Origin of the sequence: Lamprobacter sp. (assembly GCF_034860625.1) — a bacterium.
Lineage (GTDB): Bacteria > Pseudomonadota > Gammaproteobacteria > Chromatiales > Chromatiaceae > Lamprobacter.
The window spans coordinates 33,152-46,978 of sequence record NZ_JAYESN010000034.1; the positions used below are offsets into that span (position 1 = coordinate 33,152).

Sequence of the window (13,827 nt, forward strand, 5' to 3'; positions counted from 1 at the left end):
TTTTTAGGCTTGATCAAACCTTGGCCGCTGCATCAAGCTTCTGGCGCATGAAGCCCCTCACCGCCTCGGCCTCGGCCGGCAGCTCAGCGCAGCGCGTCTCGCGCTCGAGCAGCCCCTGCAGCGAGCGCGGCGGCGCGGGCTCGATGCCGATGGCCTCGACCACCGCCGTACCAAACTTGGCCGGATGCGCCGTTGCAAGCACCAGGGCCTCGGCATTGTCGGCTGCCGCCCTCGCGCCCACCGCCGTGTGCGGGCAAAGCAGATAGCCACTGGCCGCATAGACGCGACGCATCTCGTCGAGGGTCTCGGCATCGGAGACGGCGCGTGCGTCAAAGTCCTCGGCCACCCGCCGCTGCCGCTCGCCATCGACCCGCAGCTGCCCGGTCTGCTCCATCTCGGCCAGCAGCGCCCGCACTGCCGCCGGGTCTTCATCGAGCAGATAGTACAGATAGCGCTCGAAGTTCGAGGCCAGTTGGATATCCATCGCCGGGCTCAGGGTGTGAAACACCTCGCCAGCCTGGTAGACGCCGGTCGCGACGAAGCGACTCAGGATGTCGTTGCGATTGGTGGCGATGATCAGCCGATCGATCGGCAGCCCCATGCGCTTTGTCAACCAGCCGGCGAAGACGTCGCCGAAGTTGCCGGTCGGCACCGAGAAGCTGACGCGGCGCTCGGGATTACCGCCGCTGATCCGACCCCAGGCGTAGAAGTAATAGATGGTCTGCGCCAGGATGCGGGCTAGATTGATCGAATTGACCGCACCGAGCCGATACTGCTGCTTAAACGGCAGGTCGTTGAACAGGGTCTTGACGATGCGCTGGGCATCATCGAAGGTTCCTTGCACAGCGATATTGTGCACGTTGGCATCCAGCACCGTGGTCATCTGCCGCTCTTGGATCGGCGACACCCGGCCCTTCGGGTGCAGGATGAAGATCTCGATCCCCGCCTTGCCGCGCACACCGTAGATCGCCGCCGAGCCGGTATCACCCGAGGTCGCACCAATGATGCGCAGCACGCCGTTGTCGCGCGCCAGAAGGTACTCGAACAGATTGCCCAGCAACTGCAGCGCGACGTCCTTGAACGCCGCCGTTGGGCCATGAAACAGCTCAAGCCATTGCCGGCCGGCATGGTCCGCGATTGGCGTGACCTCCGGGTGCAGGAATGTCGCGTAGGAGCGCTCGACCAGACCAACCAGATCCGCGCGCGGGATGCTGTCGCCAACGAAGGGCACCAACACCTCCACCGCCAGCTGTTGGAAGTTGAGCCGGGACCAGTCTTTTAGGGTGTCAGCCGACAGGCTCGGGATGCGCTCGGGCACCAGAAGCCCGCCGTCGGTTCCGAGGCCCATCATCACCGCGTCGGCAAAGTCGACCGGCTCAACACCGCCGCGTGTACTCAGGTATCGCATCGTATCCTAGATCTTTGCAGTCATGTTGTGTGCAGGGTAGCGCTGCCCGCCAGCCCGCCAAGGTAGTGAAAAGGCGCGCCAGTCGCAACCGGCCACTTGGCCAGAAGCAGCAGGTCGCGCTGCTCAACAATAAAAAACAAGCAGTTGCAGCCGATCAACGCAAGTCGACAACGCGAGGAGTCCGCCACCCCGGCTACTGACCGCCTGACCAAAAACACCGCCACTGACAACACCCCAGCCTGGGCTCGAGAGTTTTTCTCGGCTATTCAAACCTTTCAGCTCAAACGCCTCGTCGTTGACAGGGGATTGTAGCGGGCAACACAATGCGCGACCGCTGGCCAGGCAAGGGAGTCCGCCGAGCAGCGCGTGCCGTTACACCAAGAACAAGGGTTGCTTCGACAACCTTACTTCATCTCATCCAACACTCTTGAGGGAGGGACAACACGGTGACACCTGAAAACCGTTCCGCCTATTGGAAGGCGAATCTTCGCCTATTAGCCATCTTGCTCACCATCTGGTTCATTGTCTCCTACGGGTTTGCCATCCTGCTCGTCGAGCAACTGAACCAATTTCACCTCGGCGGCTACCCGCTCGGCTTCTGGTTCGCACAGCAAGGCTCGATCTACACCTTCCTGGTGCTGATCTTCACCTATGCCTACGGCATGAACCGGCTCGACAAGAAGTTCGATGTCGAAGAATAACCAGGAGCCCCGCCAATCATGAACAATCTCGATATCTGGACCTATGCCATCGTCGGCACCACCTTCGCGATCTATATCGGGATCGCGATCTGGGCCCGCGCCGGCTCCACCAGTGAATTCTACGTCGCCGGCGGTGGCGTGCATCCGGTCGCCAACGGCATGGCGACAGCGGCTGACTGGATGTCAGCGGCCTCCTTCATCTCGATGGCCGGCATGATCGCCTTCAATGGCTATGGCGGCTCAGTGTTCCTCATGGGCTGGACCGGTGGCTATGTGCTGCTGGCTCTGCTGCTGGCGCCCTATCTGCGTAAATTCGGCAAGTTCACGGTGCCCGAGTTCATCGGCGACCGTTACTATTCCAACTCCGCGCGCGTGGTGGCCGTCATCTGCCTGATCCTGGCCTCGGTGACCTATGTTATCGGTCAGATGACCGGTATCGGCGTGGCGTTTGGTCGCTTCCTCGGCGTCTCCTATGAGATGGGCATTCTCTCCGGCATGGGCATCGTCGCCATCTACGCCATCCTCGGCGGCATGAAGGGCATCACCTACACCCAGATCGCACAGTACATGGTGCTGATCTTCGCCTACACCATTCCGGCGATCTTCATCTCACTGAACCTGACCGGCAACCCCGTCCCGCAGCTCGGTTTGGGCAGCACCTACATCGGCGACGACAGCGGCATCTCATTGCTGACCAAGCTCGATCAGGTGGTCACGGATCTCGGGTTCAAGGAATACACCACCCAGGTCATGGGCAGCACGCTCAACATGTTCGTCTACACCTTGTCGCTGATGATCGGCACCGCCGGCCTGCCGCACGTCATCATCCGTTTCTTCACCGTGCCCAAGGTCTCTGATGCACGCTACTCTGCAGGCTGGGCACTGGTCTTCATCGCCATCCTCTACACCACCGCCCCGGCTGTAGGCGCGATGGCGCGTCTGAATCTGATGGACGTGATCCAGATCGGCCCCGTTGGCGAGGAAACCGGCAACTTGGTCTATGAAGATCGCCCCGAGTGGTTCAAGCGCTGGGAGACCACGGGTCTGTTAAAGTTCGAAGACAAGAACGACGATGGCCGCATCCAGTACTATAACGACCAGAACCCCGAGTTCGCCGCTCAGGCCGAATCCTTCGGCTGGAAGGGCAACGAGATGGTTACGGTCAACAACGACATCATGGTGCTGGCCAACCCCGAGATCGCGCAGCTACCCAACTGGGTGATCGCGCTGGTGGTCGCTGGTGGTCTGGCGGCGGCACTCTCGACGGCGGCCGGTCTGCTGCTGGCCATCTCCTCGGCCATCTCACATGACCTGCTCAAGGGCGTGTTCATGCCGCAGATCTCGGAGAAGAAGGAACTCCTCGCCGGACGCTTGTCGATGATCGGCGCTATCATCCTCGCCGGCTATCTGGGTATGAATCCACCCGGATTCGCGGCGGGAACTGTCGCCATCGCCTTTGGTCTCGCCGCCTCCTCGATCTTCCCGGCGCTCATGCTTGGCATCTTCGCCAAGCACATGAACAAGCAGGGCGCGGTTGCAGGTATGATCGCCGGCATCACCGTCACCTTGCTCTATGTGTTCCAGCACAAGGGCATCCTCTTCATCCCCGGCACCGAGTTCCTGACGCCGCTGGGGATGCAGGCCAACTGGTTCTTCGGCATCACCCCCGAAGCCTTTGGCGCGATCGGCGCCTTGGCGAACTTCATCGTCGCCCTGATCGTCTCGGCGCTCACCGCGCCGCCGCCCGAGCACATCCAGCATCTGGTCGAGGATGTTCGCGTGCCGCGTGGAGCCGGCCAGGCCACCGGCCACTGACCGAGACGCGATGAGCAGCGCGCGCCTCATCGGCGCCGACTGCTCTCGTTGACCTTAGCCCCGCCTCTGCGGGGCTTTTTCGTTGCGCGCCCGAAAGACCTGCAGAGTGCGACAGCAGCGAGTCGGCATCGAGCCAGCATTCAGCACGAGCAGCCACTAGGCGACTTACGGCATACTCGGCAAAAAAAGAGACTTCGCAGTCACCGCCTGACCACCCGAGGATGCCCTATGGACGTCGAACTGATCGAAATCCAAGAGTTTCTTGCCAAGCATCCGCCGTTCGAACAGTTGCCCGTCGAGGCACTCGAACAGCTGCCACGCCAATTCACCGTCCGCTACCTGCGCCGCGGCACCCGCTTCCCACCCGCAGACGATCAGGCACAGCACCTCTACATCCTGCGTCGCGGCGCCATCGAGCTGCGTGACGCCGAAGGCGAGCTCGTCGGCAAGCTGGCTGAGGGCGATCTGTTCAGCGATGTCTGCCTCAGCAGCGACAACTTCGGCAGCGACAGCGACAGCGACAGCAGCAGCGGCAGCGGCAGCAGCAGCGGCAGCAGCAGCGATGCCAAGGATGCCAAGACCAAGCTCAGCGGAGAAACGGTTGAGGACAGCCTGCTCTATTCCATGACCTGCGCACAGTTCGAGCAGCTGCGTTCAGCGCATCCCGAGTTCGCCGACCATTTCGATGGCTCGACCACCAAGCGCCTGCGCAAGGCCCTCGATGTCTTTATCGAATCCTCCGCCGCCACCGGTGGCTTGATGACGGTCAGCGCGCGCGATCTGTTGCGCCGCAAGCCGATCATGGCCAGCCCCCGCATCAGCATCCGAGAGGCCGCCAGCCTCATGTCCGCCGAGCGCGTCTCCGCCTTACTGCTGATGGAGCAGGATCGCCTCAGCGGCATCATCACCGATCGCGACCTGCGCAACCGCTGTGTCGCCACCGGCCTCTCCACCGATCAACCGGTCAGCGAGATCATGACCGCCGCCATCTCAACCATCGATGCCGACGCCCTCGGTTTCGAGGCCCTGCTGCAGATGACCCGGCTCAATGTGCATCACCTGCCGGTGGTCGACGGCAAACGCCTGCTCGGCATGCTCTCGACCAGCGACTTCACCCGCTTCCAGAGTACCAGCGGCGTCTACCTGGTTGGCGACATCCACAAGGCCGAGTCACTGGCCGCGCTGGAGACGATCAGCGCCAAGGTTCCCGAGCTTCAGGTCCAGCTGATCAGCAGCGGCGCCACCGGCGGCCATGTCGGCCAGGCGGTGAGCGCCATCACCGACGCCATCACTAAGCGCCTGCTCGAGCTCGCCGAGGCCGAGCTTGGTCCGCCGCCCGTGCCCTATGCCTGGCTGGTCGGCGGCTCGCAGGCACGGCGCGAGCAATCCTCGCACTCCGATCAGGACAACGCCCTGCTCATCGCTGACGGCATGAGCAAGGACGACGACCGCTATTTCCGCCAGCTCGCCGAGCGCGTCAACGATGGCCTGAACGCCTGCGGCTATATCTACTGCCCGGGCGAGGTGATGGCGAAAACGGCCAACTGGCGCCAGCCGCTCGCGACCTGGCGGCAGTATTTCGACGACTGGATCAACCGCCCGGACCCCAAGGCGCTGATGCTCGCCAGCGTCTTCTTCGACCTGCGCGCCCTGCATGATCCTGCCGGACTCTTCGACGGGCTGCATGAGCAGGTGCTCGAGCTTTCACGCAGCAACCGCATCTTTATCGCCCACATGGCCGCCAATGCGCTCAAGCACCGACCGCCCTTGGGCTTCTTCCGCAACTTCGTCCTCATCCGCGGCGGTGACCACAACCACACCTTCGACATCAAACACCGCGGCACCGTGCCGATCATCGATCTCGCCCGCGTCTATGCGCTGTCCACCGGGCTGGCGCCGATCAACACCATCGAACGGCTCGAGGCCGCCGCCGAGACCGCCGCCCTCACCCACGACGGCAGCGCCAACCTGATCGACGCCTTCGAGCTGATCAACACCCTGCGCATCCGCCATCAGGCCAGCCAGCTGCGCAACGGCGAGAAGGCCGATAATTTCCTCGCCCCGGAACAGCTCTCGCCGCTCGAACGCGGTCATCTAAAAGACGCCTTCTTGCTCATCGACCGCATGCAAGAGACACTCGGACAACGCTACCAAGCGGGACGTTTCGGATGAACGGCAAAACAGCTCATGTTGTTTCTGAGCTGTCCCTAAGCTAAGACAACATGCGTTCGCCATCGGATGGACGTCGTCGCCAGTGCTTGAAGCACGTCGACAGTGGGCCTTTACATGAGTACCTGGCACGACCCTTCCCCTCGCCGGTGCTCGACTATCGCTGTGTCGACTATGTCGCCCTCGATCTCGAAACCACCGGGCTGGACGCCAAGCGAGACCAGATCTTGAGTATCGGTTGGGTGCTGGTGCGCGGCCAGCGCATCGATCTCGCCAGCGCCCGCCATCGGCTGCTGCGCTGCAAGGGCGATATCCCGGCGGAGACTGCCGTGATCCACCAGATCACCGACGACGAGGCCGCTGCCGGACTGCGCCAAGGCCGCGTCCTGCGCGAGCTGCTCGGTGTGCTCGCCGGACGAGTGCTGATCGCCCATCACGCCAAGATCGAGCTGAGCTTTCTCGACGCCGCCTGCCGTGACCTCTATGGCGCTGGACTGCTGGTGCGCTGCGTCGATACCGAGGTCTTGGCGCGGCGCACCTTCGAGCGCCGTAACATTCCTTTTCGGCCCTCGGAGCTGCGCCTACACTCCCTCTGCGAGCGCTACAACCTGCCGCGCTATCGCGCCCACAATGCCTTTTACGATGCCCTGGCGGCGGCTGAGCTGTTCTTGGCCCAGGTTGCCTATCGAGATAACGGCAATGGCTTTCGCCTCGGCGATCTACTCTGAAGTACTCTACTGAACCGGCGGTCGGAGAACATGGATTTTGGTCCGATGGAAAGGGCGCCGAGCCCATTGCGCAGACAGGTCGGCATGAATGAACCGGAATAACGGATTGCAGCACATCAGTCCTCGCGACGCTGACGTCGTCTCCCGAAGGCCAGGTCGATAATGGCTCAGACAGCAGCCTGGGTGTTGGCGGTGGTGTTGGCGGTGCTGTTGCCCCTACTGGCCGGTTTCTGCCTCATGGATCGAAATCTTTGGCGTGCATGCCTGGGCTTCGTGGTCTTCGCCTTGTTGATGTCCCTGGCCTGGCTGCTGCTCGGAGCTCCCTGGCTAGCAGTGGCCGAGGCGCTGTTCGGCGCGCTCCTGACCGGCGGCACACTGCTCTGGACGCTGCGCGGTCGTGGTCCGCTGCCGCGTCTATCGGCGCTGGATGAAACCCCGCGACGAGCGCTCCTGATGGCTCCGCTGCGTTGGCTATTGATCCTGATCTGGCTAGGTCTCGTCGGTGCTGCCCTAGTCTGGCTGCTCGGTATCGAAGCACTGACGTTGCCAACGTCAATCTCCGCGCTGTTGACCACGACCGGCGTTCCGATCCTGGCACTCGGGCTTTGGGCCTTCACGACCCAGCGCCATCTGCTGCGCCGGTTGCTGGCCTTCAACCTGCTCGGCTCCGGGGTTTTCCTACTGCTGGCCGGGCTTGTGGCACCAGCACCGGTTCCAACCGCCGAGGTCCGGGCGCTGATCTTCATCGGCTTGGTGGTGGCGCTGCTCGGCTCGGTGCTCGGCGCGGCGTTGTTGCTGCGCCTGCATGCACAGGGCGGTCAGATCACCCTGAATGCCGTCTATGGTGCTGGTGCTGGTGCTGGTGCTGGTGCAAATGCAGGCATGGGGACAAGCGCGGGTCTGGCTCTGGGTACAGAGTCAGACGCAGCTGGCGATGCTGGCACAGGTTTTGGCCCAAGCCCAGGCAGATGAGCCCGACCCCGTTCCACCTGCTCTGGCTGCTCTTCGCACCGCTGGCCCTCGGCCTGCTGGCTTGGGTGCGCCCACCGCGCCACAGCGGATGGGTCTTGCTCGTCACCCTGCCGCTGCCATTGGTGGCACTCTGGCTGCTGCTCGGGCTCGACACGGGGCCGATGACGGGACGCCTGCCGCTCGGACCGCTGACACTCCACTGGCGCCTGGACGGACTGGCCGCGTTGTTATGGCTGCTGACGCAGCTATTGCTGCTGGCCAGCGCCCTGTATGCCGTTAGCTATGCCCAAGCCACTCCCCTCAGGAAGCGCGGCTACGCCTGGCTCTGGCCACTGCTCGGCGGTCTGGCGCTGGGCCTCGGGCTGATCTGGATCGCCGCCGATCTGCTGCTGCTCTACGCCGGTCTGGAGCTGATGGGGCTCTGCGCCGTCGGCATGATGCTGCTTCCAGGCAGCGTCGAGGCGCTCACCGCGGGTCTGCGCTATCTGCTGTTCGCGCTGGTCGGCTCACTGACCTGGCTGCTCGGCATCGCCTTGCTGCTGGGCGCTTGGGGCCGACTCGATCTGGCAGGTCTGGCAGCGGTTGCTCAACCTGATCCGGTGACTCAGATCGCCGTCGCCCTGCTGGCCAGCGGCCTGCTGCTGAAGGCGGCGATCTTCCCGCTGCATAGCTGGCTGGCCCCAGTCCATGGTAGCGCCTGGACCCCGGTCAGCGCGATCCACGGCGCGTTGGTGGTCAAGGCCTCGTTCTTCATCCTGCTGTTGCTCTGGCGAGCGCTACTGCCCGAGGCCATCGCTGGCGCCTGGGCGCTCGGCCTGCTTGGCAGCCTGGCCGTGCTCTGGGGTGGGGTGCAGGCCTGGCGCGCCGTCGGGCTCAAACAACTGGTAGCCTGGTCCACCGTCGGCCAATTGGGCTATCTGATGCTGGCCTTCCCGTTGCTGGCGGGGACCAGCGCCGCCGTCGCCCTGATGGCCTGGCAAGCGACCTGGCTGCAGCTCGCCGGGCATGCGTTGGCGAAGGCGGCGATGTTCATGGCCGCCGGCAATCTGCTGCTCTCGACCGGCGCGCATCGGCTCGAGGGCCTGACCGGGACCAGCCGCCGGCTGCCGCTCTCGCTGATGACCTTTGGCCTCGCGGCGGTGACCCTGATGGGGCTGCCGCCGAGTTCCGGCTTCACTGCCAAGTGGCTGTGGCTGCAGGCCTCGCTGGCATCGGGCCAATGGCTCTGGGTCGTCGTGCTGGCGCTGGGCAGCCTGCTCAGCGCCATCTATGTGTTCCGGGTGCTGCGCTGCTCCTTCGTCGAGGACGCGCCCGAAACGGCGTTCCGCAGTCTGCCGCTGGGGATGGAGTTGATCGCCTTGGTGCTGGCACTGGCCGCCATTGGGCTGGGTCTAGCGGCCGCCTGGCCGCTGTCGTTTCTGACGCTAGCGGGGGTGCCATGAGCGCCCTGCTGCCCCTGGCGACCCTGGCCAGCTCGCTCCTGACCGCAGCGGTGATCTTCATGCTGCCGGAACAGGCCGTGCGCACCCGCACCGCGCTCAACCTCGCCGCCGCGTTGATCAAGCTGGTGCTGGTGATCTGGATGGCATGGGGATTGATCGCGGGCGAGGTCTACGCGGTCGAGTTTCCGATCGTCGAAGGCCTGAGCTTTGTCTTGCGGGTGGACGCGCTCGGGCTCACCTTCGCCGGGCTGTCTTCGCTGCTGTGGCTGTTTACCACCATCTATGCCATCGGCTACCTCGAGGACTCGCCCAACCGTCGGCGCTTCTTCGGCTTCTTTAGCCTTTGCGTCACTAGCAGCCTGGGCATCAGCCTGGCCGGCAACCTGTTTACCCTGCTGATCTTCTATGAGCTGCTGACGCTCTCCACCTATCCCTTGGTCGCGCATCGTGGCACGCCAAAAGCACTGGCTGCGGCCACCGTCTACCTGCGCTATACGCTCAGCGCCGGCCTGGTGCTGATGATCGGCATGGTGGCTTTGCAGGTCTTGGCCGGGGATCTGCGCTTTGGTCAGCAGGAGATCCTGGCCGAACTCGGCCCGGAGGCTTACCCCTGGCTGATTGGCCTGTTTTGGTTGCTGATCCTTGGCTTCGGTGTCAAGGCGGCGCTGGTGCCGCTGCACGGCTGGCTGCCGCGGGCGATGGTGGCACCGGCGCCGGTCAGCGCCTTGCTGCATGCGGTGGCGGTGGTCAAGGCCGGCGCCTTCGGCATCGTGCGGCTGGTCTACGATGTCTATGGCATCGGCTTCAGTGCCGCGCTGGGCGTGCTCGATGGACTGGTGGTGATCGCCTCCGTCACCATCGTCTACGGCTCGCTGCGCGCACTGGCTCAGCAGGAGCTAAAACCCCGACTGGCCTACTCCACGGTCAGCCAGGTCTCCTACATCCTGCTTGGGATCGGGCTGTTCGGCCCGCTTGGGACCATCGCCGCGCTTGCCCATCTGCTGCATCAGGGCCTGATGAAGGTCACGCTGTTCTTCTGCGCCGGCAATTATGCCGAGGAGTTAGGGATTCATCGCATCGATGAGCTCGATGGCGTCGGCCGGCGCATGCCACTGAGCAGTCTGGCCTTCACCATCGGCGCGCTCGGCATGATCGGCATGCCGCCAGTGGTCGGCTTCATCTCCAAGTGGATGCTAGGGATGGGCGCCGTCCAGGCGGACATGCCTTGGGTCATCGCCGTACTGGTGGCCAGCACCCTGCTCAACGCGGCTTATTTCCTGCCCATCTTGAATCGCCTCTGGTTCCGCCGTGGTCCGGCCCATGGGGTCGGCACTTGGCCGGCTGAACGTGCACCGAGTCGGCTCGAGACTAGCGCCTGGCTGCTAGTGCCGGCCTTGGCCACGGCGCTGCTCAGCCTTCTGGCCGGGATGCTGGCGGGGCTGCCGTTCAGCCCCTTGCAATGGGCAACCCGAGTGGTCCAGCAGACCTACCTGATGTGATGACCGACCTGCCCTTCGCGCCCCAGTCCCTGGCATCGTTGTCCCTCGGCCCGTTGCTCTTCGCGACATTGCTCTTCACGGCACTGCTCTGGCCCCTGCTGCTCGCACTGCGCAGCCTGCTGTCGGCGCTGATCGCAGCGGAGAAACCGCGCCGGAAACCGATTTGGCTCCTAGATTGGCTCTGGATCAGCGCGCCTTGGCCCGCGCTCGTGCTCGCCGTGCTGGGCCCCGATGGCAGCCTCTGGCTGGAAGCCTGGTTGCTGGGTGGCCAGTGGGAGTTCGATGACCAACGCCGCCTGCTGCTGGCCTTCAGCGCCCTACTGTGGGGCCTGGCGGGCTGGTACGCGCGCGGCTACTTCGCCGCCGAGCAGGCCCAGGCCGCAGCCGGCGACCCGCACAGCCGCGCACGCCTGCTGCGCTTTGCGCTGTTCTGGCCGCTCACCCTCTGCGGTAATCTGCTGCTGCTGGTGGCCGAGGATATCGCCAGCTTCTACCTCGGCTTCGCGCTGATGACCTTCTCGGCCTATCCGCTGGTCATCCACAGCGGCAGTCGCGAGGCGCGCACTGGCGGTCTGGCCTATCTGGTCATGGCCGTGCTCGGGGAAGGCCTGATTCTGGCCGGCCTGCTCTGGGGTGCCGGCACCGGCTCGGCACTGACCCTGTCGGAGCTGCGCGCAACCCTGGCGACGGCGGACATGGGCCTGTGGATGGGAGTGCTGCTCTGGCTCGGTTTCGGCGTCAAGGCTGGGGTGATCGGCCTGCACCTGTGGCTGCCATTGGCGCATCCGGTGGCACCGACACCCGCCAGCGCCGTGCTCAGTGGCGTGATGATCAAGGCCGGCCTGGTGGGCTGGCTGAGCACGCTGCCGCTGGGCATGGCTGGTGTCGATGCCGCCTTCCAGGGGCTGGGAGTGGCGATGCTCACAGCCGGGCTGATCGGCGCCTTCGCTGCAGCGCTATTGGGCGTCGCGCAACGCCATCCAAAGGCGGTGCTGGCCTATTCCAGCGTCAGCCAGATGGGCATGATCGCGGCCCTGGTCGCGATTGGGCTGCTACAGCCTGACAATTGGCCCGCGCTCAGCGTGCTGGTGCTATTCTTCGCCGCCCATCATGGCTTGAGCAAGGGCGCGCTGTTCCTCGGCGTTGGCATCAGCGAGCAGCCACCGCGCTTACCCGCCTGGCTGCTCTGGACCCTGCTGACGCTGCCGGCGTTGTCGCTGGCAGGCGCGCTGAGCTCCGGTCTAATCGCCAAGTGGGGCAGCAAAAAGGCACTCGATGCCGCTGGAGAAGAGGTATTAGCCTTCTGGCTGAGCCTGGCCGCCGTCGGCACCACGCTGCTGATGGCGCGGACGCTGTGGCGTCAATGGAGGCAAAGGCCTCAGCATGCCCCGACGGCAGCCAAGGATCGACGCCTTCTCGCACCCATGCCGCTGGCCTGGTTGATTAGCGTCCTCGCCGCGCTCAGCCTGCCACTTTGGTTCAGCTGGCTCGCAGGCGGAATCGAAGGCGTGCTCTCGGGCCGACTCGCGAACAGATTCGCCTGGCCTCCGCTCAGCGCGCTCCCCACCCTGCTCTGGCCGCTGGGGCTCGGGCTGTTGTTGTCGATCGCGCTCGGCTGGGGTCTGCGCCGAGTCGCGACACGGCTGAGCCACTGGCTGCCCGCCGGCGATCTCTGGTGGCCATTGGCCTTCTGCGGCCGTTGGCTGTGGCGTCTCGTCATTAGGATGCTGCGGAGGCTAGCACTCTTGCAATCAGCCTGGATCGCTTGGTGGGTCGCGCGCGAGCGCGATGGCTTGACCGGCTTGGATACACTGACGCATGCCGAGGGCTGGCTGCGCCGTCAATTAGCGTTGTTACTGCTAGTCGTGGCCCTAGGGTTGGCTGCTGTGCTGTTGCTCAGCGCCAAGAGCACGCCGCTTTGGCGGTGAAGGTCTTAGATATCCTCAGCGGCAATCGCTTCGCGATCCTCAAGGCACTCACCGGGGTTTCCTGATGACGGCGTCGAAGTCAGGCTTGGCTGGCTTGCGGCGGCCTGAGTCCGACGGGCGAGGTCATGATGACGAAGGCCGCACCAGCGAGCGCAGCGCGCGTCCGAAAAAGCCCTCGCGCTTGGCTTTAATGCGCTTGATCAATCGCCGAACCTGTTCAAGTTGGCCCGCCTCATGATCATCTTCGATGAAAGATTCGATCAGCTTGAGCTGTGACCTGCGTGCATTGGATTGCATCGCTGGCCAAACAGTGGTTGTTGGACACGCATCAGGACGCAGTGGACAGTGCGCACTTGGCCAACTACTTGAACGAATTTGTGTTCCGCTTCAACCGCCAGCGTTCCCGCAGCCGCGGGATGTGTTCTCGCGGGATGTGTTCTATCGGGGGCTTGAGCTTGCTGTTGCTCACGAGCCGGTGCGTTACAAGGATCTCGTCAAGGTTCAGCGCCCGCGTGCAGTACCGTCAACGCCGCCGCGGGCAAGCGGCCACCCGCCGAGCTTTGATCGGCCTCCGGCAAACCGTCCATGGAGGAACTCCGGTTAAGTGGAGAGTCCAGAGCGCTCTTTTCGACGCCAAACTCAAGCTCGCCCAAGACCACAGGGGAGAGCAGAATATCGGCCAACAGCCTTTGCTCCAGCTGGCGCTTGACCGTGGCGACCTCCTTATCATGGCCGCAATCATGATGTTGGTGTCGAGTAGGTAGCGCACAGGGTTTCCTACAGCGTTGCGACCGGCTCCGGTGGCCGCTCATCCGGCGCCACCAGATCAATCTCCTCTGGATGGTCCCAGAAAGGTCGAAAGGCTTCTGCTGCCATGGTCGGCATGTCGGGCACCAGCCGGGCGATCACCCGCCCACGGCGCGTGATGGCAACGGTCTCACCCGCTTCAATGGCGGCTAGCAGCCCGGAAAACGCCGCTTTTGCTTCAGTAACCTGCACATGTCGCATGAGAGGATCTCGATAAAGTGACCATGTGGTCAGAATATCCTCGACTCAGGTTGGATACAAAGCCAACGCCTGGATAGGGCTCCAGATCTGTTGATCTGCCCTGGTTTGCATTGGCCTGGTGCGGTTTCTCTGGTAGTAGGCGGCGCCAGATAGCTCG

At 63.9% G+C, this 13,827-nt stretch carries 11 protein-coding genes and 1 pseudogene; 9 read left to right on the forward strand and 3 right to left on the reverse strand.

Annotated features, from left to right (window positions below; all coding sequences use genetic code 11):
* Positions 1-13 precede the first annotated feature (13 nt).
* Positions 14-1,408: a threonine synthase gene (gene thrC / locus VBE63_RS11085; protein WP_323683088.1), complete on the reverse strand. Its 1,395-nt coding sequence runs from the start codon at positions 1,406-1,408 to the stop codon at positions 14-16.
* A 446-nt stretch (positions 1,409-1,854) separates the two neighbouring features.
* Here thrC and VBE63_RS11090 point away from each other — a divergent pair, with 446 nt between their 5' ends.
* From VBE63_RS11090 to VBE63_RS11130, 9 genes and pseudogenes are all read left to right on the forward strand, one after another.
* Complete coding sequence (locus VBE63_RS11090; RefSeq protein ID WP_323683089.1) at positions 1,855-2,109, forward strand: DUF4212 domain-containing protein; 255 nt, start codon at positions 1,855-1,857, stop codon at positions 2,107-2,109.
* A gap of 18 nt (positions 2,110-2,127) precedes the next feature.
* The gene (locus tag VBE63_RS11095; RefSeq protein ID WP_323683090.1) at positions 2,128-3,924 is read left to right on the forward strand and encodes a sodium:solute symporter family protein; all 1,797 of its coding nucleotides are present in this window, start codon (positions 2,128-2,130) and stop codon (positions 3,922-3,924) included.
* A gap of 228 nt (positions 3,925-4,152) precedes the next feature.
* Positions 4,153-6,096 (forward strand): putative nucleotidyltransferase substrate binding domain-containing protein, encoded by a 1,944-nt coding sequence (locus VBE63_RS11100; protein ID WP_323683091.1) that lies wholly within the window; start codon positions 4,153-4,155, stop codon positions 6,094-6,096.
* A 50-nt stretch (positions 6,097-6,146) separates the two neighbouring features.
* A complete protein-coding gene (locus VBE63_RS11105) occupies positions 6,147-6,821 on the forward strand; it encodes a 3'-5' exonuclease (RefSeq protein WP_323683092.1) in 675 nt (224 codons plus the stop codon).
* 162 nt (positions 6,822-6,983) lie between these two features.
* Positions 6,984-7,793, forward strand: coding sequence for a hydrogenase subunit MbhD domain-containing protein (locus VBE63_RS11110; protein WP_323683093.1), 810 nt, complete (start codon positions 6,984-6,986; stop codon positions 7,791-7,793).
* Positions 7,790-9,235 carry a complex I subunit 5 family protein gene (locus VBE63_RS11115; protein WP_323683094.1) on the forward strand — a complete coding sequence of 482 codons (1,446 nt, stop codon included), beginning with the start codon at positions 7,790-7,792 and terminating at the stop codon, positions 9,233-9,235. The genes VBE63_RS11110 and VBE63_RS11115 overlap by 4 nt, the downstream gene beginning before the upstream one ends.
* Positions 9,232-10,734, forward strand: coding sequence for a complex I subunit 5 family protein (locus VBE63_RS11120; protein WP_323683095.1), 1,503 nt, complete (start codon positions 9,232-9,234; stop codon positions 10,732-10,734). Before VBE63_RS11115 ends, VBE63_RS11120 begins: the two co-directional genes overlap by 4 nt.
* Positions 10,734-12,662, forward strand: coding sequence for a complex I subunit 5 family protein (locus VBE63_RS11125; protein WP_323683096.1), 1,929 nt, complete (start codon positions 10,734-10,736; stop codon positions 12,660-12,662). The genes VBE63_RS11120 and VBE63_RS11125 overlap by 1 nt, the downstream gene beginning before the upstream one ends.
* 281 nt (positions 12,663-12,943) lie before the next feature.
* A pseudogene (locus VBE63_RS11130) lies at positions 12,944-13,078 on the forward strand (IS1595 family transposase); the annotation flags it as partial.
* Between the two features lie 78 nt (positions 13,079-13,156).
* Here VBE63_RS11130 and VBE63_RS11135 read toward each other — a convergent pair.
* Together VBE63_RS11135 and VBE63_RS11140 are read right to left on the reverse strand one after the other, a co-directional pair.
* Complete coding sequence (locus tag VBE63_RS11135) at positions 13,157-13,345, reverse strand: hypothetical protein (RefSeq protein WP_323683099.1); 189 nt, start codon at positions 13,343-13,345, stop codon at positions 13,157-13,159.
* Positions 13,346-13,439: 94 nt separating this feature from the next.
* Complete coding sequence (locus VBE63_RS11140) at positions 13,440-13,670, reverse strand: type II toxin-antitoxin system prevent-host-death family antitoxin (RefSeq protein WP_323683097.1); 231 nt, start codon at positions 13,668-13,670, stop codon at positions 13,440-13,442.
* Positions 13,671-13,827 lie beyond the last annotated feature (157 nt).

What these genes read in the sequence shown, in the direction of transcription:
- VBE63_RS11120 (WP_323683095.1), top strand. Translation starts at nt 9,232, where the DNA reads ATGAGCGCCCTGCTGCCCCTGGCGACCCTGGCCAGCTCGCTCCTGACC.
- VBE63_RS11115 (WP_323683094.1), top strand. Translation starts at nt 7,790, where the DNA reads ATGAGCCCGACCCCGTTCCACCTGCTCTGGCTGCTCTTCGCACCGCTG.
- VBE63_RS11125 (WP_323683096.1), top strand. Translation starts at nt 10,734, where the DNA reads ATGACCGACCTGCCCTTCGCGCCCCAGTCCCTGGCATCGTTGTCCCTC.
- VBE63_RS11105 (WP_323683092.1), top strand. Translation starts at nt 6,147, where the DNA reads ATGCGTTCGCCATCGGATGGACGTCGTCGCCAGTGCTTGAAGCACGTC.
- VBE63_RS11140 (WP_323683097.1), bottom strand. Translation starts at nt 13,670, where the DNA reads ATGCGACATGTGCAGGTTACTGAAGCAAAAGCGGCGTTTTCCGGGCTG.
- VBE63_RS11095 (WP_323683090.1), top strand. Translation starts at nt 2,128, where the DNA reads ATGAACAATCTCGATATCTGGACCTATGCCATCGTCGGCACCACCTTC.
- VBE63_RS11100 (WP_323683091.1), top strand. Translation starts at nt 4,153, where the DNA reads ATGGACGTCGAACTGATCGAAATCCAAGAGTTTCTTGCCAAGCATCCG.
- VBE63_RS11110 (WP_323683093.1), top strand. Translation starts at nt 6,984, where the DNA reads ATGGCTCAGACAGCAGCCTGGGTGTTGGCGGTGGTGTTGGCGGTGCTG.
- thrC (WP_323683088.1), bottom strand. Translation starts at nt 1,408, where the DNA reads ATGCGATACCTGAGTACACGCGGCGGTGTTGAGCCGGTCGACTTTGCC.